This window comes from Lysobacter firmicutimachus (assembly GCF_037027445.1).
Lineage (GTDB): Bacteria > Pseudomonadota > Gammaproteobacteria > Xanthomonadales > Xanthomonadaceae > Lysobacter > Lysobacter firmicutimachus.
Genome location: NZ_JBANDL010000002.1, coordinates 626059 through 650355 on the forward strand (window position 1 = coordinate 626059; position 24297 = coordinate 650355).

Here is a 24297-nt window from a genome sequence, read left to right on the forward strand (position 1 = left end):
GTTGGGGGATGACGTCAGCGCGGCGCGCGCCGTGCGGCCTCGGTCTCGCGCCAGGCCTGGTTGAAGCCGTGCGCGATCTGAGCGACCTGCGCGGCGCTGCGGCCGGGACGGTACAAACTGCCGCCGATGCCGAAGCCGGTCGCGCCGGCTTTGCGCCAAACTGCGAGGAGGTCGGTATGGATGCCGCCGACCGGCAGTACCGCGGCGTCGGCCGGCAACACCGCACGCGATGCGGCGAGCATGGCCGGACCCAGCGCGTCGGCCGGGAACAGCTTGAGTGCATCGGCGCCGGCGTCGAGCGCCGCCAGGCATTCGCTGGGCGTGGCGGCGCCGGGCAGGGCGAGCAGCCCCAGCGTTTTGGCGTAGCGGATCAGCGCCGGGTCGGTGTGCGGGCACACCATCAACCGTGCGCCGACCCGCGCCAACTCGTCGACTTCGGCCGCCCGGCGCACGGTGCCCGCGCCGAGCAGGATGTCGTCGCCGTAGCGACGCTGCAGGCGGGCGATGCTGTCGAAGGCGCCGGGCGAATTCAGGGGGACCTCGATCACCCGCCAGCCGGCGTCGACCAGCGCGTCGCCGACGCCGATCGCTTCGTCGGGGGTGATGCCGCGCAGGATCGCCACGAACGGCGAGTGCGCCAGCCATGTGCGCAGAGGAGGCTGGACAGGGGGGCGGATGTCGGCGTTCATACCAGTCCTGCCGCCTTCGCGATGCGCCACAGGCCATGGCAAAAGGCGGTGTCGCCTTCGATGATGTAGTGCGCGCAGCCGTAGCGGCGCAGCGCCAGGGCGTAGGTGGCGGCGAGGCGCGCGCCGCCGATCACCGCGATTTCGCCGTCGGCGGCGGGGTCGCGGCCGGCGCTCGCAGCCAGGCATTCGTAGCCGATCAGCAGGCCGGACAGGAAGGCCGGCAACTCCTCCGCCGGGGTCGCGTCGCGAACGTGGCGCGCGCGCACGCCGAACAACTGATGCAGCCAATCCGGACGCTCGCGCGCGGTGTCCAGACCCCTCAGAAAGCCGCGTTCCGACCAGGCTTGCGCGGGCAGGCCGCGGCCGATCAGGCTTTGATTCAACAGCAGCGCGTAAAACTCGCCGGTGGGGTAGGTGGCGAAATCCACGACGGCGCCCCGGTCGAGTCCGATCCACTTGCTGTGGGTGCCCGGCGCGACCACCCGACGGGTTCCGGGCGGCACGCCGAGCGCCTGCGTCTCTTCGCCGCGCATCACGTCGGCGAAGCCGTCGCTGTCGCCGCTGACCCCGGGCACGATCGCGGCGCGCCGGCCGCGGAACGCCAGCGGCTGCAAGGCCGCGGCCAGGGCCGAGGCGTCGGCCGGCAGGGCCGCGTAGGGCGCCTCCTGCCAGCCGCTGCGCGCACCGACCATGCCGGCCAACAGGATCGGCGCGGTGCCGTCGTCGAGATCGGCGCCGAGCAATTCTTCCAGCGCCGCGGCGAACGCGTCCGGCGAGGCGAGACCGGCCATGCCGCTGGCGCTGGAGCGGGTGGCGATGATGCCGCCGAGTTCGTCGAAGGCATGCACGCGCAGGTGGGTCGAACCCCAGTCGACGCCGATCAGGGCGACCGCGCCGGGCGAGATTGCGGTGGGATCAGCGGCCATGTCTTTCCTCCTCGCGACGCAGAGTGCGGCCGCGTCGTTCGCCGGTGGCGCGGGCGTCGCGCAGCGCGCAAGCGCCGTCGACCCAGACCGCACGAATGCCGGCGGCCGCCTGCCGGGGTTCGGCATAGCTGGCTCGGTCGGCGATGGTGGCCGGATCGAACAGCACCAGATCGGCGGCCAGCCCCGGCGCGATGCGGCCGCGGCGTTTGAGGCCGAAGCAGTCGGCCGATAACGAAGTCATGCGCCGCACCGCCTCGGCGAGGTGGAACAGCCCCTCGTCGCGGCAGTAGTGGCCGAGCACGCGCGGGAACGCGCCCCACAGGCGCGGATGTGGGTGCGCGTCGTGCGGCAGGCCGTCGGAGCCGATCATGGTGCGGTCGTGGGCGAGCACCCGGCGCACGTCGTCTTCGCGCATTTGGAAATACACCGCGCCGGCCGGGTGCAGGCGGCGCGCGGCCTCCTTCTGATCAACGCCCCAATCGGCGGCGATCTCGGCCAGATCGCGCCCGGCCTGCTGCGGATGCGGCTGCGACCAGCTGACCAGGACGCGGATGACGCCGTCGACGTAATCCGGATCGAGTACGGTCGAGCCGGCCGTGTACGGATAGGCGTCGAGCCCGACCCAGTGCGAGCGCCGGCGCTGATCGATCCGCGCCAGGGTTTCGGCGCTGCGGCCCCAGTTGGCCGGTCCGGCGCACTTGTGGTGCGACAGCACCACCGGCGTGCGCGCCGCGACGCCGGCGTCGATGGCTTCGTCGAGCGCATCGAGTACGCCGTCGTACTCGTCGCGGATGTGCGAGGCGTAGACGCCGCCGCGCGCGCCGCTTTCCGCGGCGAGCGCGATCACCTCGCTGTTCGGCGCGGCCTGGCTGGGCCTGTAGAACAAGCCGCTGGACAAACCTATCGCGCCGGCGTCCAGCGCCTCGCGCAGGCGCGCGCGCATGCGTCCGAGTTCGGCTTCGTCGGCCGGCCGCGACAAGTCGGCGACCTCGGCGATGCGCAGGGTGGAATGGCCGACCAGTGCGGCGACGTTGACCGCCGGCCGTGCCGCATCGACCGCATCGAGGTAGTCGGCGAACCGGTCGAAGCGGAAATGCTCGCGGCCGCCGATCAGCGACAGCGGCGCGGGCGGCTCGCGGTCGGCCCGCCACGGCGCCAGGCTGATGCCGCAGTTGCCGGCGATCACCGTGGTCACGCCTTGGCTGAGCTTGTTGAACAGCCCGGGATCGTCGAGTACGGCACGGTCGTCGTGGGTATGCACGTCGATGAAGCCCGGCGCCAGGGCCAGGCCGTGCGCGTCCTCGCGCAAGCGTCCGCGCAGCGTGTGCGGCGCGCCGATGGCGGCGATGCGCCCGCCGTCGACCGCGACGTCGCCGCGATAGGCCGGGCCGCCGCTGCCGTCGTAGATCCGGGCGTCGGCGACGACCAGCTCGTATTCGCGCGTCGGGTTCATGTCCGGCTCTGCGCCTGCAGGCGCTCCAACTCGGCCTTGGCGCGCCGCGCCTTCTCCAGCACGGCCGGCTGCTGGCGCAGGGCGACCGCGATCGCGAGCATGTCGATCACGGCCAGCTGCATCAGCCGCGATACGCCCGGCGAGTACTGGGTCGCCGCGCTGGACGGCGGCAGCAGCAGCGGTACGTGCGCGTCCCAGCCCAGCGGCGTGCCGGCCTGGGTCAGGGCGATGACCTGCGCGCCATGGTCCTTGGCGATGCGCACGCTGTCGTTGATCTCGGCGCTGCGCCCGGACAGCGAGATCGCGAACAACACATCGCCCGGATCGAGCATGCCCGCGGCCAGCCGCTGCAGATGCCCGTCGCTGTGCGCGGTGGCGGCGATGTCCAGGCGCAAGAAGCGCAGGAACGCGTCCTGCGCGACCACGCCGGAGCCCGATCCCACGCCGATGCAGCACACCCGGCGCGCGCCGGCGATCAGCGCCGCTGCGGCGTCGAGCGCGGCCGGATCGGTGCGTTCGCGCACGTCCTGCAAGGCCACGGAAATGCTGTCGCAGACCTTGTGCACCAAGGTCGCGGCGTCGTCGTCCTTGTCGATGGTCACCGCCTGGTAGGGCACGCCGACGGCCAGGCTGTGGGCGAGGCGGACCTTGAACTGGCGCAGCCCGTCGCAGCCGACGGCGCGGCAGAAGCGGGTCACGCTGGGCTCCGAGACCCCGGCGCGCGCGGCCAGCGCGCCGATGCTGGCGTGGATGGCGAAGTCCAGGTCGGCCAGCACGACCTCGCCGACCTTGCGCTCGGCCGGACGCAGTCGTCCGAGGGCGTCGCGGATCGCCGGAATCAGATTGTCGGACAAGGGCGCGCTCCTCAGAAGAAAGTGTTGATCGCGCCGGTGACGCGATAGCCGTCGTCGACCGTCAGCAGGACCGGCCATTTGTCGAAGGTGGTGCAGGGGTGCGAGATGCCGGTCGCCACCAGGTCGCCGATTTGCAGCGGGTGTTCCGGCGGCAATTCCAGGTAGGCGTGCTGATCGTTCATCTTGGCGATGCGCGCCTCGCGCAACGGCCGCGGCGCGCCGTCGCCGGGGCGATGCCAGCACAGCGGCCTGGGCAGGTCGATGTCGTAGGAGGCGTCGCGCTTGCCCAGGGTCAGCAGGGCCAGGCCCGGCTCCGGGCGCGACTGCACCATAGCCCACACTTCCAGCGCCGGCTGCAGGCCATGGCGGAAGCTGGCGTCGTGGCGGGTGCGCATCTCTTGCTGGAGGCCGTGATAGAAGCCGTGGTCGGAGGTCAGATAGCAGCCCGAGCGCAGCACCCGCCGCAGCGGCCGGGAGCTGTGCCGCAGGCTGGCGAACGCGGCGGCGACGCGGTCGAAATAGGCCGAGCCGCCGGCGCTGAGCAGGATCTCTTCGCCGTCGAACAGCCGCTCCTCGTCGCAGTGGCGGGTCAGTTCGAGCAACTGCGCGAGCAGAGCGTCGACGCGTTGCAGATCGGCCTCGCGATCGGCGCCGACCCACAGCCCCTCGTAGCCCTCGATGCCGGCCAGGCGCAGTCGCGGCGCGGCGGCGACCTCGCGCGCCAGCGCGCGGGCGGCGTCCACGCCGCGCACGCCGGTGCGCCCCTGCGGCGCGCCGAGCTCCACCAGCACGGGCAGGCGGCGTTGCGGCGCGATCCGCTGCATCATCTGCTGCAGGCGCTGCACGCCGGCGGATGAATCGACCAGCACCCAGGCTTCGAAAGCGGGATCGTCGCGCAGCAGCGCGGCCAGGCTTTCGATATCGGCCAGGGCGACCGGCTGGTTGGCCAACAGCACGCGGCGCACCCCAAAGCGGTATGCGATCTGCAGTTGCGGCACGGTGGCCAGGGTGATCGCCCAGGCGCCGGCCTCGATCTGGGCCTGGAACAGTTGCGGGCTCATCGTGGTCTTGCCGTGCGGCGCCAGCAGTGCGCCGGCACGGGCGACGAAGTCGCGCATCCAGGCGATGTTGTGGGCGACGGTCGAATCGCGCAGTACGGCAACCGGATAGGACAGGCGGCCGTCGAGCACGTTGAGGCCGTGTCCGGCCAAGGCGCTCTGCCGTACCGGCGTCTGCAGCGCCAGTCCCTTGGTGCCGGGCAGCAACCATTGTTCGTGCAGGGCGCGCAATGCGTCGTTCATCGGTGCGGCGGCGCTCATCAGTAGGGCTCGAGGGTCAGTTCCGCTGCCATCAACCGATTGCCGGCCATCAGCCCGCCGTCCACCGGCAACACCGCGCCGCTGATCATCCGCGCCTGCTCCGACGCCAGGAACCAGGCCGCCTCGGCGACGTCCTGCGGAGCGGCGAAGTCGCCCAGCGGGTACCACTTGCGCAGGTCTTCGAACACCTGCGGGTGCTTGTCGGCGCGCGCCTGCCAGGCCGGCGTCTTGACCGTGCCGGGGCAGACCACGTTGGCGCGCACGCCGAAGCGGCCATACTCGATCGCGATCGAGCGGGCGTAGCTGATCAACGCCGCCTTGGCCGCGCTGTAGGCAGGATGGCCGAGCGCGGCCAGGCCGTTGACCGAGCCGATGAAGACCGCGTTGCCGCGGCTGGCCTTGAGCCCGTCGATGGCGGCCGCGATCGTGCAATAGCCGGCGTGCAAGTTGAATTCGACGTCGCGCCGCCACGAGTCGGCGCTGGTGTCGGCCAGGCTCAGGCTTTCGGCGCTGCCGGCGTTGGCGATCACTGCGCCGATCGGGCCGTGAGTCTGCAGGGTGGGCGCCAGCGATGCGCGCAAGGCGTCCAGGTCGGACAGCTCCGATGTGCCTGTCAGCACACTATCCGGATCGTAGCCTGCGGCCAGCTCAGCCAGCGCCGCGCCGTCGCGATCGTGAGCGAGCACGCGGTCGCCGCCGGCGACGAAGCGTGCGACCAGGGCCTGGCCGATGCCGCCGGCGGCGCCGGTGATCAGGGTCAGGCGGCGAGGGCGAGGGGACGTACTCATGCGCGTTCGGTTCCTGTGTTCTCAGTCGCACCGCCGCAACGTTCGGCCGAGCGCACGCAGGCGGTCGGGGCGAAGCAGGCCGTAGTTGTAGAAGGATATATCGGCGATGCCGGCCGCTTTGACCGCGTGCAGCGCCGCCTCCAGTTCGTGGCCATCGTCGAGATCGGGCGGGCCGGGACGCAGTATCGCGCGCACCCGGCCGGCTGCGCCGACCCGCTGCACGGTGTCGAACGCGTCGGCGGCCACGCGCGCGGCATTGGGTTCGTAGAGCGGCACTTCGATCGCATCGGCCGCCTGGGCCAGCGCCGCCAGTTGGCTGCCCTCCAGCCAGGCGGAAGCGGTCGGCCGTTGTGCGGTCGGAATCACCACCACTTCGCGATCGCGCGGAACCGCGGCGCGTATCGCCGCAACCAGCTCGGCCACCCGGCGCTGGCGCAGCTTGAGATACGCCGACAGTTGCGGCATATCCAGCAGGTCGGCCATCAGCCAGCTCGCGGCCTGGTCGGCGCCGGCGTCGATGGGCGCGCCGAGATAGGCATCGACGCGACTGCGCACGCGCGCGGACAGGGCGTCGGCGTCGAGGCCGGCGGTGATCGCCAGGCGCCGGCAATCGGCACAGAAGCACAGTCCCAGCAGAGTTTCCAGCCACAGATTGCCGCGCACCTGGATGAACTCGCAACGGTGTCCATGCGCGTACGGCAACCAGTTCGGCGTTTCCAGCACCAGCCCCTGCACCGGTTGCCGGGCGACATCGGTCGACAGCGCGACGGCATAGTCGAACACCGCCGGCGAGGACGGGCACAGGCTGTGGACGTAGGGGTCGCCCCAGGCATTGCGCACGACATGGCGGGGGTGGCGTTCGCCGAGGCGGCTGTTGTGCAGCAGCACGGTCCAGGCGCGCACGGCGATGCGGCCGTCGTCGGCGAGATCGGCGGCGATGCGCAACAAGGCGGCATCGGAGTGCGCGAACGGAGCGATCTCGCCGTAGCGGTCCGGATCGGGTGCGAAGTAGGTGGCGCCGTCTTCGGGGAAGACCACGCGCCGGCCGGGGTGGTGCGGGCTGACGAACTTGCCGGCGTGGTAGCTCAACGCCAGGGTCACGCTGTCCAGGCCGAGCTCGCGCACCTGGGAAGCGAACTCGCGAGCGCCGCGTGCGGCCACGTCCCAGGGATAGGCGTACAGGGACCGGACCGGCGACCGCACCGTGCTCATCTGCGTTCCTTGTAAATTAGAAACAACTTGGCGACTGATCTTTCGATGATGGTATCAACCAAAAGAAAATAAAGGCATTGTGCGGTGCAAAATGCAAGGAGTGGTCGTGTAGGATACTTTCACATGACGGTGCTGGCGGTCCCGGTTCAATGGTCTGCGAAGCACATCAGTCGAAGCCTTCGTCGCGGCTTCCCGAGCTCGGGACCGCGGACGGCGGCGCGGCTGCTTCGTTCCATACCCGCTGCCGGAGGCTTTCATGAGCGACACCGACGCCATCGTCCGTTACGGCCTGGAGCCCAGCGGCGCCGGGGGCCAGTCTCTGCCGTTCTCGCCGGCGGTGCGCGCCGGCGACTTCGTCTACATCTCCGGACAGGTGGCGATGAACGAGCGCGGCGAGATCGAGCCCGGCGGCATCGAGGCGCAGACCCGGCGCACGATGGAGAACGTCGGAAAAGCGCTGGCGCTGGCCGGCTGCGATCTGACGCAAGTGGTCAAGGTCACCGTCTGGCTCGACGACACCCGCGATTTCTGGAGCTTCAACCGCGTCTACCGCGAATACTTCGGCGACCGGCCGCCGGCGCGTTCGTGCGTGCGCGCGCAGATGATGGTCGACTGCAAGATCGAGATCGAAGCCGTCGCTTACGCCCCGCTTCCGCGCTGAGCCGCGAAACGGTTCCGCCGGCGCGCGACGCGCCGGATCGTTTCTCTCGCCGCCACGCATTTCCCGCCGCCCGGCGCTGCCCGCGCTTACGCCTTCCACCCCACCGCACCCGATCGAGGCTTCCTGCAATGAACCGACGCGACTTCCTCGCCACCTCCGCCACCGCGGGCACGTTGCTGGCCAGCAACGCGTTCACGCCGGCGTTCGCGCGTACCCGTTCGAAACTTCGCCTGGGCATGATCGGCACGGGCATGCGCGGCCAGGTGCTGCTGCGCGAGCTGGTGCGCCGCGACGACGTCGAAGTGGTGGCGCTTTGCGACATCGAACCGATCATGCTCGGGCGCGCGATGAAGATGATCGAGAAGGCCGGCCGACCCAAGCCCGCCACGTACGGCGAGCAGGGCCAGGACGCCTACCGCAAGATGCTCGACAAGGGCGGGCTGGACGGGGTGATCATCGCCACGCCCTGGGAGTTCCATGCGCCGATGGCGATCGCCGCCATGCAGGCGCGGATCGCGGTCGCCTGCGAGGTCGTGGCCGGCATCACCCTGGACGATCATTGGCAGGTCTTGCGTGTACAGCAGAAGACCGGGACGCCCTACATGCTGCTGGAGAACGTCTGCTACCGCCGCGACGTGCTGGCGGTCCTGAACATGGTCCGCCAAGGCCTGTTCGGCGAGATCGTGCACCTGCAGGGCGGCTACCAGCACGATCTGCGCGCGGTCAAGTTCAACAGCGGCGACCCGGACAAGCTGATCAACGACGGCGTGGAGTTCGGTCCCAAGGCCTGGTCCGAGGCCCGCTGGCGCACCGAGCATTCGGTCGAGCGCAACGGCGAGCTGTACCCGAGCCACGGCATCGGCCCTTGCGCGATGGTCGCCAATATCCATCGCGGCAACCGCTTCACCTACCTCAGCTCGTTCGCCAGCAAGGCGCGCGGCCTGCACGACTACATCGTCAAGAAGGGCGGCGCGGACCATCCCAACGCCAAGATCAAGTTCAAGCTCGGCGACCTGGTCACGACCCAGATCGAATGCGAGAACGGCGAGACCATCCTGCTGCAGCACGACACCTCGTTGCCGCGCCCGTACTCGCTGGGCTTCCGCGTACAAGGCACCGACGGGCTGTGGATGGACGTCAACGATTCGATCCATATCGAAGGCAAGAGCAAGCCGCACGAGTGGGACCCGGCCGAAGCCTGGTTGCAGAAGTACGACCACCCGCTGTGGAAGCGCTATGCCCAGGCCGCTGCCGGCGCCGGCCACGGCGGCATGGACTATTTCGTGATCCATGCCTTCGTCGAGGCGCTCAAGGCCGGCGAGGCCATGCCGATCGATATCTACGACGCAGTCGCCTGGAGCGCGATCACGCCGCTGTCGGAGCAATCGATCGCCGAGCACAAGACGTTGGCGTTTCCCGACTTCACCGAGGGCAAGTGGAAGGACCGCAAGCCGATCTTCGCCTTCGACGACCGCTACTGAGGCTGCGTTTTCGCCGGGGCGGCGTATGCCGCTCCCTGCGTGAAGCCTTCGGTCGGAAACCCTTGAAGCGCCGTTGACAGGTTCAGGTTCCCCGCCATAACCTTCAATAGCCCTGTTGGAGGTTATCGGCGTGCGCCGTTCGGCCCGAACCCGCCTATCCAGACCCGACCGGCGTCCGCGTCCCGCGCCGGAGGCGGGCTGAGCTTGCGCCGTCGCGGCTTCCTGCTGGCGGGACTGGGCGCCACGACGCTAGCAAGCCGCACGAGTGGGACCCGGCCGAAGCCTGGTTGCAGAAGTACGACCACCCGCTGTGGAAGCGCTATGCCCAGGCCGCTGCCGGCGCCGGCCACGGCGGCATGGACTATTTCGTGATCCATGCCTTCGTCGAGGCGCTCAAGGCCGGCGAGGCCATGCCGATCGATATCTACGACGCAGTCGCCTGGAGCGCGATCACGCCGCTGTCGGAGCAATCGATCGCCGAGCACAAGACGTTGGCGTTTCCCGACTTCACCGAGGGCAAGTGGAAGGACCGCAAGCCGATCTTCGCCTTCGACGACCGCTACTGAGGCTGCGTTTTCGCCGGGGCGGCGTATGCCGCTCCCTGCGTGAAGCCTTCGGTCGGAAACCCTTGAAGCGCCGTTGACAGGTTCAGGTTCCCCGCCATAACCTTCAATAGCCCTGTTGGAGGTTATCGGCGTGCGCCGTTCGGCCCGAACCCGCCTATCCAGACCCGACCGGCGTCCGCGTCCCGCGCCGGAGGCGGGCTGAGCTTGCGCCGTCGCGGCTTCCTGCTGGCGGGACTGGGCGCCACGACGCTGACGCTCTCGCCCGCGCCTGCCGGCATGCATGCGGCGTCGGACGGACCGCCCGCGCACCGCCTGCATGCCGGCAGCCGCCTGCTGTTCGTCAGCGGGCAGGTGCCGACCGATGCCGATGGCGCAGCGCCGGAGGATTTCGATGCGCAGTGCGCGCTGGCCTGGGACGGCGTGGAGCGGCAACTGGCCGCGGCCGGGATGGGGTTGCGGCATCTGGTCCGGGTCAACGTGTTCCTGGCCCGGGCCGGGGACCGCGGCCGCGAACGCGCGCTACGCCGGGCGCGTTTCGGCGACTGCGTGCGGCCGTCGGTCGGGGTGATCGTCACCGGCATTTACGACGAGGACTGGCGAATCGAGATCGAGGCCATCGCGCTGGCATAGGAATTCCGCCGGATCAGCGCGCGCCGCCGGGCCAGCCCTCATCGCGGTGCAGGGCGCGGTAGTCGCGCGGCGTCATCCCGACCGTGGCCTTGAACTGGCGCGCGAATGCGCTCTGGTCGGTGAAGCCGCAGGCCAGGCCGACCTCGGCGATGCGCGCCTCGCCGCACAGTTCGCGCATCGCCGCTTCGATGCGCAGCTTGATCAGGCTCTGCTGCGGGCTGAGCTGGAACACGCGCTGGAAGTGCCGCTCCAGCTGCGCCACCGACAGGCCGGCCAACTGCGCCAGCGCGGCCACGCGCAGCGGCTCGGCGTAGTGCGCCTGCATGTGCGCGACGACCCGGCCGAGGCGTTCGAAGGTCGGGTCGCGGCCGTCCGGCGCGCCGAGGTCGCGCGACAAGCCGATCAGGCCGCGCCGGCCGCCGGCCAGCGGCAGCGGCCGCTTGCCGGTCAGGCACCAGCCCGGGCGGCGGTTGGGATACAGGTGCACTTCGAGCTGGTCTTCGATCGTGCCGCCTTCGAGCACACGCCGGTCCTGCTGGGCATAGCGCGCGGCGAGGCGGGCCGGGAACACGTCCTCGACGCCGCGGCCGATCACGTCCTCGCGCCGCTTCAGGCCGAGCCGGCGTACCAGGGTCAGATTGGCGTGCGTGTAGCGGCCGGCCTCGTCCTTGACGAAGAACACCACGTCGGCGAGCGCGTCGCACAGGGTCTGCATCAGGTCGGCGTCGATCCGGACCGGTGGGGCGGGCAAGGCGGGCATCGTCGGCGGGCTTCGGAGGGCATTGTGAATTATGCCGAATTCCGCATCCGAGGGCGGCAAGCCGCGCTAGACCGCCGACGGCCCCCGCCGCGAGCATGTGCGGCATGCATACCGTCCACGTCATCGACTCCCATACCGGCGGCGAACCGACCCGGGTCGTGGTTTCCGGCCTGCCCGATCTGGGCACCGGCCCGCTGGCCTCCCAGCGCGACCGCTTCCGTGCCGAATTCGACCCCTGGCGGCGGGCGATCGCCTGCGAGCCGCGCGGCTCCGACACGGTGGTCGGCGCGTTGTTGCTGCCGCCGCAGTCGGCGCACGCCTGCGCGGCGACGATCTTCTTCAACAACGTCGGCACGCTGGGCATGTGCGGCCACGGCACCATCGGCCTGGTGCGCACGTTGCAGTACCTGGGCCGGATCGAACCCGGGCAGCATTACATCGACACCCCGGTCGGCACGGTCGGCGCACGGCTGCACGAGGACGGACGGGTGTCGATCGACAACGTCGAAAGCTGGCGCCATGCCGCCGGCGTGCGCCTGGACGTGCCCGGCTACGGCGAGGTGCGCGGCGACATCGCCTGGGGCGGCAATTGGTTCTTCATCGTCCGCATCGACCGCCCCATCGCGCTGACGCACGAGCCCGAACTGCGTGCTTACGCCGAGGCGATCCGGCGCGCGCTGGGCGCGCAGGGCGTGACCGGCGCCAACGGCGCCGAGATCGATCACATCGAGTTGGAGACGGCTTCGCCGACGCCGGGGCTGGACGGGCGAAACTACGTGCTGTGTCCGGGCCTGGCTTATGACCGCTCGCCCTGCGGCACCGGCACCAGCGCCAAGCTGGCCTGCCTGGCGGCCGACGGCAAGCTCGCGCCGGAGCAGGTGTGGCGCCAGGAAAGCCTCATCGGCAGCGTGTTCGAAGGCCGCTATCGCTCCGGCGAGCGCGGCGTATTGCCGACCATCACCGGCAGCGCTCACGTCACCGCGCTCGCGCAATTGCTGATCGACCCGAACGACCCCTTCGCCTGGGGCGTGGTGGCGCGCTGAACGATGGCCGCATACGACCTCATCGTCATCGGCGCCGGCATCGTCGGCACCGCTTGCGCCGAACGCGCGGCGGCCGAAGGCCTGCGGGTGGCGGTGGTCGAGCCGGGCCCGGTCGGCGGCGGCGCGACCGCGGCGGCGATGGGGCATCTGGTGGCGATGGACGACGACCCCGCCGAGCTGGCGTTGTCGCGCTATTCGCTGCAGCTGTGGCAGCGCTATGCCGGCTTGGCCGACGCCGAGTTCAGCCGTTGCGGCACGTTGTGGGTGGCGCGCACGGCGCGCGAGTACGACGGCATCGCCGCCAAGATCGCGCGCCTGGCTGCGGCCGGGGTGCAGGCCAGGCAGATCGATGCCGAAGAGCTGTATCGCCTGGAGCCTGCCCTGGCGCCGGGGTTGCGCGGCGGCATGCTGGTCGCCGACGAGGCGGTGGTCTACCCGCCGCGGGTCGCGCTGCACTTGCTCGAACGTGCCCGCGCCGGCGGCGCCGACTGTCGGCTCGGCCGGCGCGCATCGGCGCTCAGCGCGCGAGGCGTGCGCCTGGACGACGGCAGCGAGCTGACCGGGCCGGTGCTGGTCGCGACCGGCTGCGCCCTGCCGGAACTGCTGCCGCAGCTGCCGATGCGCGCGCGCAAGGGGCATCTGGTCATCACCGAGCGCTATCCCGGACGGGTGCGGCATCAGCTGCTGGAACTGGGCTATGCCGACAGCGCCCACGGCGACGCCGACAGCAGTGTCGCTTTCAACGTACAGCCGCGCCCGACCGGGCAATTGCTGATCGGTTCCTCGCGCGAGTTCGGCGTCGAAGGGCGCGAGGTGTCGTGGCCGATGTTGCAGCGCATGCTCGAGCGCGCCTTCGAGTACCTGCCGATGTTGCGCGAGCTGCAGGCCTTGCGGGTGTGGACCGGTTTTCGTCCGACCACGCCCGACGGACGGCCTTACATCGGCGCCGTCGCCGACCGCGCGCACACCTGGGTCGCGGCCGGGCACGAAGGGCTGGGCGTGACCACGGCGCTGGGCACCGCGCAGCTGCTGATCGATCAGATGCTCGGCCGCGCGCCGCAGGTCGACATGGCGCCGTTTTCGCCCGCGAGGAGTCTGCGATGAGCGCCAAGCTATGGCTGTGGGTCAACCAGGTCGCGGTCGACGTACCGGCCGGAGCCAACGTCGCTGCGGCGGTGGCGCGCGCCGGCGCGCATTTCCGCCGCTCCTGCGGCGGCGAGCCGCGCGCGCCCTTGTGCGGGATGGGCGTCTGCTTCGAATGCCGGGTCGAGATCGACGGCGTCGCGCATCGGCGCGCCTGTCTGGTGCCGGCGCGCGAGGGCATGCGGGTGCGCTGCGATGACTGACGCGCACGACGCCCTCATCGACGTGCTGGTGGTCGGCGCCGGCCCGGCCGGACTGGCCGCGGCGCGCGCGGCCGCTTCGCACGGCGCCCAGGTCGCGCTGGTGGATCTGCAGGCGCGCGCCGGCGGCCAGGTATGGCGGCCGGACGTACAGCGCGGCATCGCGCCGGGGCTGCATCGCGCCTTGGCCGAACTGGAACGGGGCGTACCGGTGCAATGGCATCTGGCGACGCAGGCCTTCGCGTCCGCCCCGGGACGTTTGTTGATCGAGCAGGAACAGGGCCTGCACGAACTGCGGTATCGCAGCCTCGTCCTGGCCACCGGCGCGCGCGAGCTGCTGTTGCCGTTTCCGGGTTGGACGCTGCCCGGCGCGAGCGGCGCCGGCGCCCTGCAGGCGCTGGTCAAGCAAGGCTGGCCGATCGCCGGACGGCGCGTACTGGTGGCCGGCAGCGGCCCGTTGTTGCTGGCGGCGGCGGCCACCTTGCGTGCGCACGGCGCGCAGGTGCTGGCGATCTGCGAACAGGCGCCGGCTGCGTCGGTGCGCGGCTTCGCCGTACGGCTGTGGCGCTGGCCGGCCAAGCTGGCGCAGGCTGCGGCGCTGCGCACGCGCCTGGCCGGCGTCCCGTACCGCTGCGGCGCCTGGGTGCGCGCGGCCTATGGCGAGCGCAAGGTGAGCGAGGTCGAGATCGAAACGGCGCGCGGCTTGGAACGGATCGCTTGCGACCAGCTCGCGGTCGGATACGGTTTGGTGCCGAACCTGGAACTCGCGCGCCAGCTCGGCTGCGCGACGGTGCCGCACGGCCGCCACGCGGCCGTGCGAGTCGACGCGCGCCAGGCGACCAGCGTGGCCGGCGTGTACGCGGCCGGCGAGGCCTGCGGCATCGGCGGCATCGACTGCGCGCGCATCGAAGGCGCGATCGCCGGACATCACGCCGCCGGCTTCGACGATGCGGCCCGCGCCCTGTACCCGCGCCGGCAACGCGCTCGCGGCTTCGCGGCGTTGCTGCCGGCGCACTTCACGGTCCGCGACGAAGTGCGCGCCTGCGCCACCGCCGACACCCTGGTGTGCCGCTGCGAGGACGTACCGCTGGCGCGCCTGCAAGGCTGGGCCGACGCGCGCGCGGCCAAACTCGCCACGCGGTGCGGCATGGGCAGCTGCCAGGGCCGAATCTGCGGGGCGGCTTTGGCCGAATTGAACGCATATCCCGTCTCTTCGGACTCGGCTGCGGGCGCATCCCTCATGCGACCGCCGCTGTTTCCGACCCGGCTGGCCGAATTGGCCCAGGCCGGATTTTCTCCCGCCGACGCGTCGGCATCCGTTGCTTCCACTTCCATCGCATCGCAAGGATCGACTTCATGAGCAATGCCCCGTTCTGGCGCGGCGTCATCCCCGCCATCACCACGCCCTTCGCCGCCGACGGCACGATCGACCACGCCTTCCTCGCCCACCATGCGCGGACCATGATCCAGGCCGGTTGCATCGGCATCGTGCCGCTGGGCTCGCTAGGCGAAGCGGCGACGCTGAGCTTCGAAGACAAGTGCGCGATCCTGCGCACCCTGGTCGAGGCGCTCGAAGGCAAGGCGCCGGTGATCCCGGGCATCGCCGCGCTGTCCACCGACGAGGCGGTGCGGCTGGCGCGCGAAGCCGAGAAGATCGGTTGCGCCGGCCTGATGGTGCTGCCGCCGTACGTGTACTCGACCGACTGGCGCGAAATGAAAGCGCACGTGGAGGCGGTGATCCGCGCCACTTCGCTGCCGTGCATGCTCTACAACAACCCGATCGCCTACAGGACCGATTTCGTGCCTGAGCAGATCGCCGAACTCGCCGCCGAGCTGCCCAACCTGCAAGCGGTCAAGGAATCCTCGGCCGACGTTCGCCGCTTCGCCGCGATCCGCGCCCTGCTCGGCGAGCGCCTGGAGCTGCTGGTCGGCATGGACGACGCGATCGTCGAAGGCGTGGCGATGGGCGCGACCGGCTGGATCGCCGGCCTGGTCAACGCCTATCCGCACGAATCGGTACGCCTGTTCGAACTGGCCCGCGACGGCGGCGCGCGCGCGGCGCAGGAGCTGTACGCCTGGTTCCTGCCGCTGTTGCGTCTGGACACCGTGCCCAAGTTCGTACAACTGATCAAGCTGGTGCAGGAACAGGTCGGCTTGGGCAGCGAACGCGTGCGCGCGCCGCGCATGGCCCTGGAGGGCGCCGAGCGCGCCGCCGCGCTGGTGGTGATCGAGCGCGCTGCCGCCACCCGGCCGGTCCGCTGATGGACGCGCGCGCAGACGTCCTGCTGGAAGGCCGCTGGCAGCCTTCGCGCGACGGTGTCGGCGAGTTCCGTCCCACCGATCCCGCCACGGGCGAAGCGCTGGCGCCGGCGTTCCCGGTGTCCGGCGCCGGCGACGCGCAGGCGGCGCTGGCCGCGGCCTGCGCGGTCGCCGACGAGTTGGCCGCGGCCGATCCGCAGCGCATCGCCGCCTTCCTCGACGGCTATGCCCAGGCGATCGAGGACGATGCGGCGGAGTTGGTCGCGCTGGCCCATCGCGAGACCGCCTTGCCGGTCGAGCCGCGTCTGGCCCAGGTCGAGCTGCCGCGCACCACCGGCCAGTTGCGACAGGCCGCACGCGCGGCGCGCGAGTACGCCTGGACCGAGCCGACCATCGATACCGTCGCCGGCTTGCGCTCGCATCTGGCGCCGTTGAACAAGCCGGTGCTGGTGTTCGGGCCGAACAATTTTCCGTTCGCCTTCAATGCGGTGGCCGGCAGCGATTTCGCTTCGGCGATCGCCGCGCGCAACCCGGTGATCGCCAAGCTGCATCCTTCGCATGCGGCGACCGGACGGCGCCTGGCGCAGCTAGCGCATCGCGCCTTGCTCGACGCCGGCCTGCCGGCGGCGTCGGTGCAGGCGCTGTACCAGCTTCGCCACACGGAAGGCCTGCGCCTGGCCGGCGACCCGCGGATGGGCGCGATCGCCTTCACCGGCGGCCGCGGTACCGGGCTGGCGCTGAAGGCGGCGGCGGACGCGGCCGGCGTGCCGTCCTATCTGGAGCTCTCCAGCCTCAACCCGGTGTTCCTGTTCGAAGGGGCGTTGCGGGCCCGCGGCGCGGCCCTGGCGCAGGAGTTCGTGGGTTCGTGCACGCTCGGCGTCGGCCAGTTCTGCACCAACCCCGGCTTGTTGGTGGTGCCGCGGGGCGCGGCCGGCGACGCCTTCGTCGCGGCCGCGGCCGAGCGCATGGCCGCCGCGCCGGGAGGGGCGGTGTTCTCGCAAGGCGTGCGCGATCACTACCTGAGCGCCTTGGCGCAGTGGCGCAGTCTGGGCGCGTCCGCGCTGGCGGGAGACGCGCCTGCCGATGGCCCCGGTTATCGAGTGCGTCCGGCGCTGTTCTGCATCGACGCAGCGCAATTCCTGACGAAGCCTGGACTACAGACCGAGGCATTCGGCCCGGCGAGCCTGATCGTGCGCACGGCCGATGTCGCCGAAGCGGTCGCGGTGATCGGCGCGCTCGACGGCCAGCTCACCGGCACCCTCTACGCGGACGCCGAAGATCGCGCCGCGCGCGACGCGGTCGCGGCGGCGCTGCGGCCGAAGGTGGGGCGCCTGATCGGCGGCCGCATGCCGACCGGAGTCGCAGTGAGCGCGGCGATGAACCACGGCGGACCGTACCCGAGCACCGGTCACCCCGGTTTCACCGCGGTCGGTCTGCCGGCGGCGATCCGGCGTTTCGCTGCGCTGCATTGCTACGACCACATCGACGACGGACATCTGCCGGTCGAACTTCGCGATCGCGGCCCGGCCGGAATGATGCGCAAGATCGACGGACACTGGACCGCCTCGGCGGTGGGAGAATCGGCATGAGTCAGATCGGCGGTTTGACCCTGGAGCAGGCGCGGGCGCAACTGGCGCCGTGGAGCGAACGTGCGCCGGCGATCGGCGCCGCCGAATACCAGCAGCGCATCGAGCGCGCCCGCGCGCTGATGCGCGCACAAGGGCGCGATGCGCTGCTGATCGGCGCAGGCACCTCGCTGCGCTACTTCGCCGGTGTGCCCTGGGGCGCGAGCGAGCGCCTGGTGGCGCTGCTGCTGACGCTGGACGGCGATCCGGTGCTGATCGCGCCGGGGTTCGAAGCCGGTTCGCTGTCGCACGTGCTGCACATCCCGGCGCAGCCGCGGTTGTGGGAGGAACACGAAGACCCTCATGCGCTGGTCGCGACGACCTTGCGCGAGCGCGGCGCGAGCCGGCTGGCGCTGGACCCGGGCGCGGCGTTCGCGATCTACGCCGGCCTGCGCGCGGCGGCGCCGAACCTGGACATCGCCGACGCGACGGCGATCGTCGACGGGTGCCGCGCGCGCAAATCGCCGGCCGAGTTGGCGCTGATGTACCAGGCGACGGCGATGACCCTGCAGGTACAGCGGCTCGCCGCCGGCCTGGCCGAGGAGGGCGTGACCACCACGGCGCTGCGCCGCTTCATCGACGAGGCCCATCGTGCGCTCGGCGCCGACAACGGCTCGACCTTCTGCATCGTCCAGTTCGGCGAGGCCACCGCGTATCCGCACGGCATCCCCGGCGAGCAAAGCCTGCGCGAGGGCGAATTGGTGCTGATCGACACCGGCTGCGCGGTGCAGGGGTATCAGTCCGACATCACCCGCACCTACATCTGCGGCCGCGCCGACGCCGAGCAGACCCGGATCTGGGAACTGGAACGCGAGGCGCAGGCGGCGGCCTTCGCCGCGGTCCGTCCCGGGGTCAGCGGCGAAGCGGTCGACCGCGCCGCCCGCCAGGTGCTGGAGCGCGCCGGCCTGGGCCCGGACTACCGCCTGCCGGGCCTGCCGCACCGCACCGGCCACGGCTGCGGTATGAGCGTGCACGAGGCGCCCTACCTGGTGCGCGGCAATACGCTGGGTCTGGAAAGCGGCAATTGCTGCTCCAACGAGCCGATGATCGTGGTGCCGAACCGCTTCGGGGTCCGGCTGGAGGACCATTTCCATGTCACCGAGGACGGCGCGCGCTGGTTCACCCAGCCTTCGCCGGCGATCGACCGGCCGTTCGCGGACTGAGCCGAGGCGCTGCGGCTGCGGCGGGCGTTTCCGGCCCGCGCGCGCCGCGCGCTGCGTAGGGACACTGCAGGCGCACCCTCGCTGCGTACGGGGCGGACACTTCAGGCACACTCGCGCTGCGCGCGGGGCAGACACTTCAGGCACATCCGCGCTGCGCACGGATGAAGCATGATCCACGCTTCCGTGTCCCGCTATCGAGTCCCGCGATGACCCCGAGCCGCCCCCGCTACCTGCGCGCCTCCCGCGCTGCGTTGACCGTCGCCCTGTCGCTCGCGCTGGGCGCGTTGCCGGCGTTCGCCGCCGAGCCCGCTGCCGCGTCCGTCGCCGCGCAGCGCAGCGAAGACGCGGTCGGCGCACGCTTCAAGGCGCTGTACACCCGCGAATGGAAATGGCGCCAGGCCCAGTTCGCCGGCGGCGACGACGAAGACGTGCAGGGCCAGCCCTCGGACAAGCTGCCCAAGGTCGACCCGGCCAGCCAGGCCGCGCGCGAGCGCTACTGGGCGCAGGTGATGGAGGAACTGGACGCGATCGACAAGTCGCAGCTGCGCGGCGAGGACCCGGTCAACTACGAGGTGTTCCGCCAGCAGATCCAGAGCCTGCTCGCCAACCAGCGCCTGCGCAGCTGGGAAATGCCGTTCAACAGCGACAGCGCGTTTTGGACCAACCTGGGCTTCACCGCGCGCCGGCCGATCCGCGACGCCGAAGGCTATCGCCGCTACCTCGGCCAGTTGCGCGACATCCCGCGCTACTTCGACGAACAGATCGCCAACATGCGCGCCGGGCTCGACCGCGGCTACAGCGTGCCGCGCGCGACCCTGGGCGGGCGCGACGTCTCGATCAAGGAAGTGCTGGACGCCAAGCTCGAGGACAACCTGTTCTACACCCCGTTCAAGCAGATGCCGGCCAACCTGCCGGCGGCGGAACAGGCGCGGCTGCGCGCCGAGGCCGCGCGCGCGATCGACGAGGCGGTCTTGCCGGCGTATCGCAAGCTGCTCGCGTTCATGCGCGAGGAATACATGACCCGCGCACGCACCACTCTGGCCGCCGAGGCCCTGCCCGACGGCGAGGCGCTGTACCGGGCGAAGATCCGCGAATACACCACGCTCGACCTGGCGCCGGCGCAGATCCACGAGATCGGCCTGGCCGAAGTGGCCAAGATCCGCGCGCAGATGGACCAGACCATCGCCAAGACCGGCTTCAAGGGCAGTTTCGCCGAATTCCTGCACTACCTGCGCACCGACCCCAAGTTCTATCCCAAGACCGGCGACGAGCTGCTGATGCGCGCGTCGTGGCTGGCCAAGCGCGTCGACGGACAGATCGGCGAGCTCATCGGTCTGTTGCCGCGCCAGCGTTTCGCGATCAAGCCGGTGCCGCCGGACCTGGCGCCGTTCTACACCGCCGGCCGCGGCGGCCGCGATGTGTACTTGCTCAATACCTACGACCTGCCGTCGCGGCCCTTGTTCAACCTGGCCGCGTTGACCCTGCACGAATCGGCGCCGGGGCATTCGCTGCAGACCTCGCTGGCCGCCGAACACGAGGGCCTGCCGGACTTCCGCCGCTACACCTATATCTCCGCCTATGGCGAGGGCTGGGCGCTGTATTCGGAGAAGCTCGGCATCGAGATGAACCTGTACGACACGCCGTACGATTACTTCGGCTATCTGACCTACCAGATGTGGCGGGCCAGCCGGCTGGTGGTCGATACCGGCGTGCACCACCTGGGCTGGAGCCGCGAGCGCGCCCAGGCCTTCCTGCGCGACAACACCGCGCTCAGCGAGCACGAGATCCAGACCGAAGTCGACCGTTACATCGGCTGGCCGGGACAGGCCTTGTCGTACTACCTCGGGCAGATGAGCATCGAGCGCTCGCGGGCCAAGGCCGAGCAGGCGCTGGGCCGGGACTTCGACATCCGCGCCTTCCACGACGCGATCCTGGCCCTGGGCTCGGTACCGTTGCCGGTGCTGGAGCAGCGGGTGGACCGGTTCATCGTCGAGAGCCGCGAGAAGGCGGCGGCGAGGCAGGCCAAGGCGGCCGGTGCGGACAGCGGCAAGGCGGGAGCCGGCGGCGGCAGGCGCTGATCGTCGGCGGCGTTCCCCCTCCCTTTGAGAAAGGGAGCGGGGGACGGGCTTCTGGTGCCATCGGGCCGCGCGCCCGCTCGACGCGCGCGGGCCGCGGAACAGCATGTGTCGCACTCTCCTGGCCGCGGCTTGCGGGCGCAGACATCCCCGCGCCGCGCCGTTCCTGCACGCGCTCTTGGCCGGCATTCGGCGAATGCCGTAGGCGATGTTTGCTGCGCGCGTCCCGGGGGCGCGACTCACGCCGCTCCTACCCCCGCAAGCGTGCTCAGCGCGCGTCGTCCGGCGCCGGCAAGCCCCAGTTGCGCCACAGCGCCCGGTACTGCGCTTGCGGCAACAGCGCGAACACCGGGCGCGACTGCGGTCGCAGCCAGGCCAGCAGTTCGCTCATGCGGTCGGGGTCCATTGCGGTGCAGCCGGCGGTGGCCTCGCCGGGGGCCTTCCACAGATGGGCGAAGATGCAGCTGCCGGCGCCGCGCGCGCCGTCGGCGTTGTGTTCGATCACGAAGCCCTGGCGATAGCGTTGGTCGCCGTCGGCGTGCAGGTCGCGGCGCATCGGTTCGGTCGAACCGGCGACCGCGGCGGCGCCGACCTCGCGTGCGTCGACGATGCGGTTGTACAGCGGCGAATCGGCGACATCGATGCAGTAGTCCGACACCGTCATCGCGCTGTAGGGCAGGGCGGTGGCGGCGTGTTCGGCGTAGCCGAAGGCGGTGCCGATGCGGAACAGGCCGGCCGGGGCGCGGCCGTCGCCCTCGCGCTTGACCGGGCCCGGTTCGCCGGCCGGCACTTGGTGCAGGCCGCGGCCCCAGGCCGAGCCGGCGCGGCCGACGGTGACCGCGGTGGCATCGCCGACCGCGCGCCAGCCGGCGCCGTCGCGTTCATAGCGTTGCAGGCGGCCGCCGCTGGCGTTCCAGTCGGCGGTCACCACCAGCACCAACTGCTGCGCCTGCTCCGGACCCGGGCCGGCGCGGTCGCCGCGGGTGGCGCAGGCGGCGGCCATCAGCGCCGAGGCGACGACAACGAGTGCGCGCAGACGGGCGCGGGAACGGGGCGGCAGGTCGGGCATGGCGGGTCCTCGCGGAACATCGGGGCAGTCGTCGCTCGGGGTGGGGCGGCCCGGATCGGGCGCATCGGATCGGGCGTACTCAATCGAGCATCACGTATCGAGCGTACCCGAACCGGGCGAGGCGGGACCGGCAGCGTCCGAACCGGCCGGCGAAGCCTGGCGCGTCGGCGCCGAACGGCGGCGTCCGTCGAGGCGGATGCCCTTCGCCCCGGACGCGCCGGTGCCAGTCGCCTCCGCTTCCCGGCCGGCCGCGCCGTCGCGCGCTCCGCGACCCGCCCCGGGGCTCAGGTGTCGAGCATGTCCTGGATCCGCTCGGCGCTGCTGTCGAGCTGACTGAGCCGGCCCTGCCCGTGCTCGCACAGCAGGATGAAGATCAGGTCGAGCAACTGCTGCAGCGCCGATTGGTACAGCAACGGCTCGATATGCGCGCGTTCGTCGTGGGCCGAAACCAGCAACGCGTAATCGGCGTGGGCGCGCAGCGGGTTGGGCGTGTGCCGGGTCACCGACACTACCTTGCCGCCGGTCGCGGCGAAGCTGCGCGCCAGGTGGCAGAGCACGGTCTGCTTGCCGAACTCGGAAAACACCAGCAGCACGTCCTGGGCGTTGGCGCTGGCGGTGCTGGCGGTCATCAGCACCGGATCGAAATGGTGCACGCCGAGGATGCCGATCATCGCCAGCTTCAGCGCCAGCGCGCGTGCCGGGATGCCGTCCTCGCCCAGGCCGATGATGAACACCCGGCGCGCGTTCTGCACCGCCTCGGCGATGGCTTCGATGCGCTCGGGCGGGTTGATCAGCCGGGTCTCTTCCTCGGCGCGGGTCTTGGCGTGCCACAGGCGTTCGGCCAGGGCAACGTGCGGATCGGTATCGATGGCCTCGGCCACCGCGCCTTCGTCCTGGGCGTCGCCGCGCGCCACCGCCTCGCCGATCGAGTACTTGAGGTCGGGGTAGCCCTTGAAGCCGAGCTTCTGGCTGAACTTGACCACGCTCGACTGGCTGATGCCCAGCGCGTTGGCCAGCTGCTGCGAGGAATAGTCGCGCAGCAGGTGCGCGTTCTCCAGCAGGTAATCGGCGATCCGGCGTTCGATCGCCGACATCTGGTCGCGTTCGGAGCGGATCTTGAGCAAGGGCGACATCGGCGGGTCCGGTCCTGTGCAGCGGTCCTGTTCGGCGGTACGGGCGAAGCGGGGGCCGGCGGCCAGCCCCGGCGGAGTCAGGCCGGCAACGGCTCCAACCCGCGGATCTCGCGGATGCCCAGCCCGGGCGCGTCGGTGACGGTGATCTCCGACTCGTTGAAGATAACCCCGCCGTCGACAGGATTGAATGCGCACAGCGAGGGACCGTCCAGGTCGACCTTGGTGATCACATTGGCCTTGGCCACCGCCAGGTGGACGGCGGCGGCGACGCTGATGCTGGTCTCGATCATGCAGCCGATCATGCAGTCGACGCCGTACATCGCCGCGATGTCGGCGATCTGGATCGCCTTGGACAAGCCGCCGGTCTTCATCAGCTTGATGTTGATGATGTCCGCCGCGCGCATCCGGATCAGGTCGATGACCTCGGCCGGGCCGAACACGCTCTCGTCGGCCATGATCGGGGTGTGGACCCGGTCGGTCACGTACTTCATCCCGTCCAGGTCCTGGGCCTTGACCGGTTGCTCGACCAGTTCGAGACGCACGCCCGCATCTTCCAGGGTCTGGAGCGCGTACACCGCCTGCTTGGCGGTCCAGCCCTGGTTGGCGTCCAGGCGCAGCAGGGCGCGGCCTTCGACCGCGGCGTAGATCGCCTTGACCCGCTCGATGTCGACGCCGATGTCCTTGCCGACCTTGATCTTCAGCGACTCGAAGCCGCGGTCGCAGGCGGCGATCGAGTCGGCGACCATTTTCTCGATGTAGTCGACGCTGATGGTGATGTCGGTGGTGATGACCGGATCGCCGCCGCCGAGCATCTTGTACAACGGCGCGCCGTAGAGTTGGCCGAACAGGTCGTAGACCGCGATCTCGACCGCGGCCTTGGCGCTGGAGTTCTTCTCGATCGCGCCCTGGATCAGGCCGGTGATGCGGTTGAGGTTGGCGATCTCCTGGCCGATCAGGCGCGGCGAGATGAACTTGCGGATCGCCTCGACGATCGAGCCGTGGGTGTCGCCGGTGATCACCGCCGTCGCCGGCGCCTCGCCGTAGCCGATATGGCCGGTGTCGGTATGGATGGTCACGACGATGTCCTCGACCGTATCGACGGTGCGCAATGCGGTCTTGAACGGCGTCTTGAGCGGTACCCGCAGCATGCCGAATCGGATGTCGGTGATCTTCATGTGGTCGATGGTCTGGACTGGTTCGTCGGTCGGAGAAGAGAGGAGAGGCGCGCGGGCGGCGGAAAGTTCACTA

At 70.7% G+C, this 24297-nt stretch carries 22 protein-coding genes and 1 pseudogene; 12 read left to right on the forward strand and 11 right to left on the reverse strand.

Features of this window, described 5'->3' with window-relative positions:
* Positions 1-14: 14 nt before the first annotated feature.
* The 7 genes from V2J18_RS02670 to V2J18_RS02700 are packed head-to-tail and all read right to left on the reverse strand — an operon-like array spanning position 15 to position 7241.
* On the reverse strand, positions 15-689 hold the full coding sequence (locus tag V2J18_RS02670; protein ID WP_064746330.1) for a 2-dehydro-3-deoxy-6-phosphogalactonate aldolase: 675 nt from the start codon (positions 687-689) through the stop codon (positions 15-17).
* Positions 686-1615, reverse strand: a complete 930-nt coding sequence (locus V2J18_RS02675) for a 2-dehydro-3-deoxygalactonokinase (protein ID WP_336130877.1) — start codon at positions 1613-1615, stop codon at positions 686-688. Before V2J18_RS02675 ends, V2J18_RS02670 begins: the two co-directional genes overlap by 4 nt.
* The gene (locus V2J18_RS02680) at positions 1605-3068 is read right to left on the reverse strand and encodes an N-acyl-D-amino-acid deacylase family protein (protein WP_336130878.1); all 1464 of its coding nucleotides are present in this window, start codon (positions 3066-3068) and stop codon (positions 1605-1607) included. The genes V2J18_RS02675 and V2J18_RS02680 overlap by 11 nt, the downstream gene beginning before the upstream one ends.
* Positions 3065-3922 (reverse strand): MurR/RpiR family transcriptional regulator, encoded by an 858-nt coding sequence (locus tag V2J18_RS02685; RefSeq protein WP_222423706.1) that lies wholly within the window; start codon positions 3920-3922, stop codon positions 3065-3067. Before V2J18_RS02685 ends, V2J18_RS02680 begins: the two co-directional genes overlap by 4 nt.
* Before the next feature lie 11 nt (positions 3923-3933).
* Complete coding sequence (locus V2J18_RS02690) at positions 3934-5241, reverse strand: amino acid deaminase (RefSeq protein ID WP_336130879.1); 1308 nt, start codon at positions 5239-5241, stop codon at positions 3934-3936.
* Positions 5241-6029, reverse strand: coding sequence for an SDR family oxidoreductase (locus tag V2J18_RS02695; RefSeq protein ID WP_336130881.1), 789 nt, complete (start codon positions 6027-6029; stop codon positions 5241-5243). Before V2J18_RS02695 ends, V2J18_RS02690 begins: the two co-directional genes overlap by 1 nt.
* 21 nt (positions 6030-6050) lie before the next feature.
* Positions 6051-7241, reverse strand: coding sequence for a hypothetical protein (locus tag V2J18_RS02700; protein ID WP_336130882.1), 1191 nt, complete (start codon positions 7239-7241; stop codon positions 6051-6053).
* 256 nt (positions 7242-7497) lie between these two features.
* Between V2J18_RS02700 and V2J18_RS02705 the strand changes: the two genes are divergently transcribed.
* From V2J18_RS02705 to V2J18_RS02720, 4 genes and pseudogenes are all read left to right on the forward strand, one after another.
* Entirely contained in the window at positions 7498-7902 is a 405-nt protein-coding gene (locus tag V2J18_RS02705; protein WP_064746336.1) for a RidA family protein, read from the forward strand.
* Between the two features lie 128 nt (positions 7903-8030).
* Positions 8031-9383: a Gfo/Idh/MocA family protein gene (locus tag V2J18_RS02710; RefSeq protein WP_064746337.1), complete on the forward strand. Its 1353-nt coding sequence runs from the start codon at positions 8031-8033 to the stop codon at positions 9381-9383.
* 251 nt (positions 9384-9634) lie between these two features.
* Positions 9635-9949, forward strand: a pseudogene (locus V2J18_RS02715) (gfo/Idh/MocA family oxidoreductase); the annotation flags it as partial.
* Between the two features lie 204 nt (positions 9950-10153).
* Entirely contained in the window at positions 10154-10579 is a 426-nt protein-coding gene (locus V2J18_RS02720; protein ID WP_336130884.1) for a RidA family protein, read from the forward strand.
* A 13-nt stretch (positions 10580-10592) separates the two neighbouring features.
* On the opposite strand, the gene V2J18_RS02725 is transcribed toward V2J18_RS02720, so the two are convergent.
* A complete protein-coding gene (locus V2J18_RS02725; RefSeq protein ID WP_064746338.1) occupies positions 10593-11339 on the reverse strand; it encodes an AraC family transcriptional regulator in 747 nt (248 codons plus the stop codon).
* Between the two features lie 104 nt (positions 11340-11443).
* Here V2J18_RS02725 and V2J18_RS02730 point away from each other — a divergent pair, with 104 nt between their 5' ends.
* The 8 genes from V2J18_RS02730 (at position 11444) to V2J18_RS02765 (ending at position 20850) form a co-directional block, all read left to right on the forward strand.
* Positions 11444-12382, forward strand: coding sequence for a proline racemase family protein (locus V2J18_RS02730; protein ID WP_336130885.1), 939 nt, complete (start codon positions 11444-11446; stop codon positions 12380-12382).
* A 3-nt stretch (positions 12383-12385) separates the two neighbouring features.
* Complete coding sequence (locus V2J18_RS02735; protein ID WP_336130887.1) at positions 12386-13486, forward strand: NAD(P)/FAD-dependent oxidoreductase; 1101 nt, start codon at positions 12386-12388, stop codon at positions 13484-13486.
* Positions 13483-13728 carry a (2Fe-2S)-binding protein gene (locus tag V2J18_RS02740; RefSeq protein WP_064746340.1) on the forward strand — a complete coding sequence of 82 codons (246 nt, stop codon included), beginning with the start codon at positions 13483-13485 and terminating at the stop codon, positions 13726-13728. The genes V2J18_RS02735 and V2J18_RS02740 overlap by 4 nt, the downstream gene beginning before the upstream one ends.
* Positions 13721-15085, forward strand: coding sequence for an FAD-dependent oxidoreductase (locus tag V2J18_RS02745; RefSeq protein ID WP_336130889.1), 1365 nt, complete (start codon positions 13721-13723; stop codon positions 15083-15085). The genes V2J18_RS02740 and V2J18_RS02745 overlap by 8 nt, the downstream gene beginning before the upstream one ends.
* Positions 15082-15987, forward strand: coding sequence for a dihydrodipicolinate synthase family protein (locus V2J18_RS02750; protein WP_064746341.1), 906 nt, complete (start codon positions 15082-15084; stop codon positions 15985-15987). The genes V2J18_RS02745 and V2J18_RS02750 overlap by 4 nt, the downstream gene beginning before the upstream one ends.
* Positions 15987-17573, forward strand: coding sequence for an aldehyde dehydrogenase family protein (locus V2J18_RS02755; protein ID WP_336130891.1), 1587 nt, complete (start codon positions 15987-15989; stop codon positions 17571-17573). Before V2J18_RS02750 ends, V2J18_RS02755 begins: the two co-directional genes overlap by 1 nt.
* Positions 17570-18772 (forward strand): M24 family metallopeptidase, encoded by a 1203-nt coding sequence (locus V2J18_RS02760; protein ID WP_336130892.1) that lies wholly within the window; start codon positions 17570-17572, stop codon positions 18770-18772. Before V2J18_RS02755 ends, V2J18_RS02760 begins: the two co-directional genes overlap by 4 nt.
* 206 nt (positions 18773-18978) lie before the next feature.
* Positions 18979-20850 carry a DUF885 domain-containing protein gene (locus tag V2J18_RS02765; RefSeq protein ID WP_336130893.1) on the forward strand — a complete coding sequence of 624 codons (1872 nt, stop codon included), beginning with the start codon at positions 18979-18981 and terminating at the stop codon, positions 20848-20850.
* A 265-nt stretch (positions 20851-21115) separates the two neighbouring features.
* Here the strand turns inward: V2J18_RS02765 and V2J18_RS02770 are convergent, their stop codons facing one another.
* The 3 genes from V2J18_RS02770 to V2J18_RS02780 form a co-directional block, all read right to left on the reverse strand.
* Positions 21116-21916: a L,D-transpeptidase family protein gene (locus V2J18_RS02770; RefSeq protein ID WP_064746345.1), complete on the reverse strand. Its 801-nt coding sequence runs from the start codon at positions 21914-21916 to the stop codon at positions 21116-21118.
* Between the two features lie 284 nt (positions 21917-22200).
* Positions 22201-23049 carry a MurR/RpiR family transcriptional regulator gene (locus V2J18_RS02775; protein ID WP_064746346.1) on the reverse strand — a complete coding sequence of 283 codons (849 nt, stop codon included), beginning with the start codon at positions 23047-23049 and terminating at the stop codon, positions 22201-22203.
* A gap of 77 nt (positions 23050-23126) precedes the next feature.
* Complete coding sequence (locus V2J18_RS02780) at positions 23127-24224, reverse strand: dipeptide epimerase (protein WP_064746347.1); 1098 nt, start codon at positions 24222-24224, stop codon at positions 23127-23129.
* Positions 24225-24297 lie beyond the last annotated feature (73 nt).

Bases quoted from the DNA above. Each gene is read 5' to 3' on its own strand.
- V2J18_RS02765 (WP_336130893.1), top strand. From the start codon at position 18,979: ATGACCCCGAGCCGCCCCCGCTACCTGCGCGCCTCCCGCGCTGCGTTG.
- V2J18_RS02725 (WP_064746338.1), bottom strand. From the start codon at position 11,339: ATGCCCGCCTTGCCCGCCCCACCGGTCCGGATCGACGCCGACCTGATG.
- V2J18_RS02710 (WP_064746337.1), top strand. From the start codon at position 8,031: ATGAACCGACGCGACTTCCTCGCCACCTCCGCCACCGCGGGCACGTTG.
- V2J18_RS02680 (WP_336130878.1), bottom strand. From the start codon at position 3,068: ATGAACCCGACGCGCGAATACGAGCTGGTCGTCGCCGACGCCCGGATC.
- V2J18_RS02770 (WP_064746345.1), bottom strand. From the start codon at position 21,916: ATGCCCGACCTGCCGCCCCGTTCCCGCGCCCGTCTGCGCGCACTCGTT.
- V2J18_RS02740 (WP_064746340.1), top strand. From the start codon at position 13,483: ATGAGCGCCAAGCTATGGCTGTGGGTCAACCAGGTCGCGGTCGACGTA.
- V2J18_RS02730 (WP_336130885.1), top strand. From the start codon at position 11,444: ATGCATACCGTCCACGTCATCGACTCCCATACCGGCGGCGAACCGACC.
- V2J18_RS02760 (WP_336130892.1), top strand. From the start codon at position 17,570: ATGAGTCAGATCGGCGGTTTGACCCTGGAGCAGGCGCGGGCGCAACTG.
- V2J18_RS02745 (WP_336130889.1), top strand. From the start codon at position 13,721: ATGACTGACGCGCACGACGCCCTCATCGACGTGCTGGTGGTCGGCGCC.
- V2J18_RS02705 (WP_064746336.1), top strand. From the start codon at position 7,498: ATGAGCGACACCGACGCCATCGTCCGTTACGGCCTGGAGCCCAGCGGC.
- V2J18_RS02755 (WP_336130891.1), top strand. From the start codon at position 15,987: ATGGACGCGCGCGCAGACGTCCTGCTGGAAGGCCGCTGGCAGCCTTCG.
- V2J18_RS02675 (WP_336130877.1), bottom strand. From the start codon at position 1,615: ATGGCCGCTGATCCCACCGCAATCTCGCCCGGCGCGGTCGCCCTGATC.
- V2J18_RS02690 (WP_336130879.1), bottom strand. From the start codon at position 5,241: ATGAGCGCCGCCGCACCGATGAACGACGCATTGCGCGCCCTGCACGAA.
- V2J18_RS02695 (WP_336130881.1), bottom strand. From the start codon at position 6,029: ATGAGTACGTCCCCTCGCCCTCGCCGCCTGACCCTGATCACCGGCGCC.
- V2J18_RS02750 (WP_064746341.1), top strand. From the start codon at position 15,082: ATGAGCAATGCCCCGTTCTGGCGCGGCGTCATCCCCGCCATCACCACG.
- V2J18_RS02670 (WP_064746330.1), bottom strand. From the start codon at position 689: ATGAACGCCGACATCCGCCCCCCTGTCCAGCCTCCTCTGCGCACATGG.
- V2J18_RS02735 (WP_336130887.1), top strand. From the start codon at position 12,386: ATGGCCGCATACGACCTCATCGTCATCGGCGCCGGCATCGTCGGCACC.
- V2J18_RS02780 (WP_064746347.1), bottom strand. From the start codon at position 24,224: ATGAAGATCACCGACATCCGATTCGGCATGCTGCGGGTACCGCTCAAG.
- V2J18_RS02775 (WP_064746346.1), bottom strand. From the start codon at position 23,049: ATGTCGCCCTTGCTCAAGATCCGCTCCGAACGCGACCAGATGTCGGCG.
- V2J18_RS02700 (WP_336130882.1), bottom strand. From the start codon at position 7,241: ATGAGCACGGTGCGGTCGCCGGTCCGGTCCCTGTACGCCTATCCCTGG.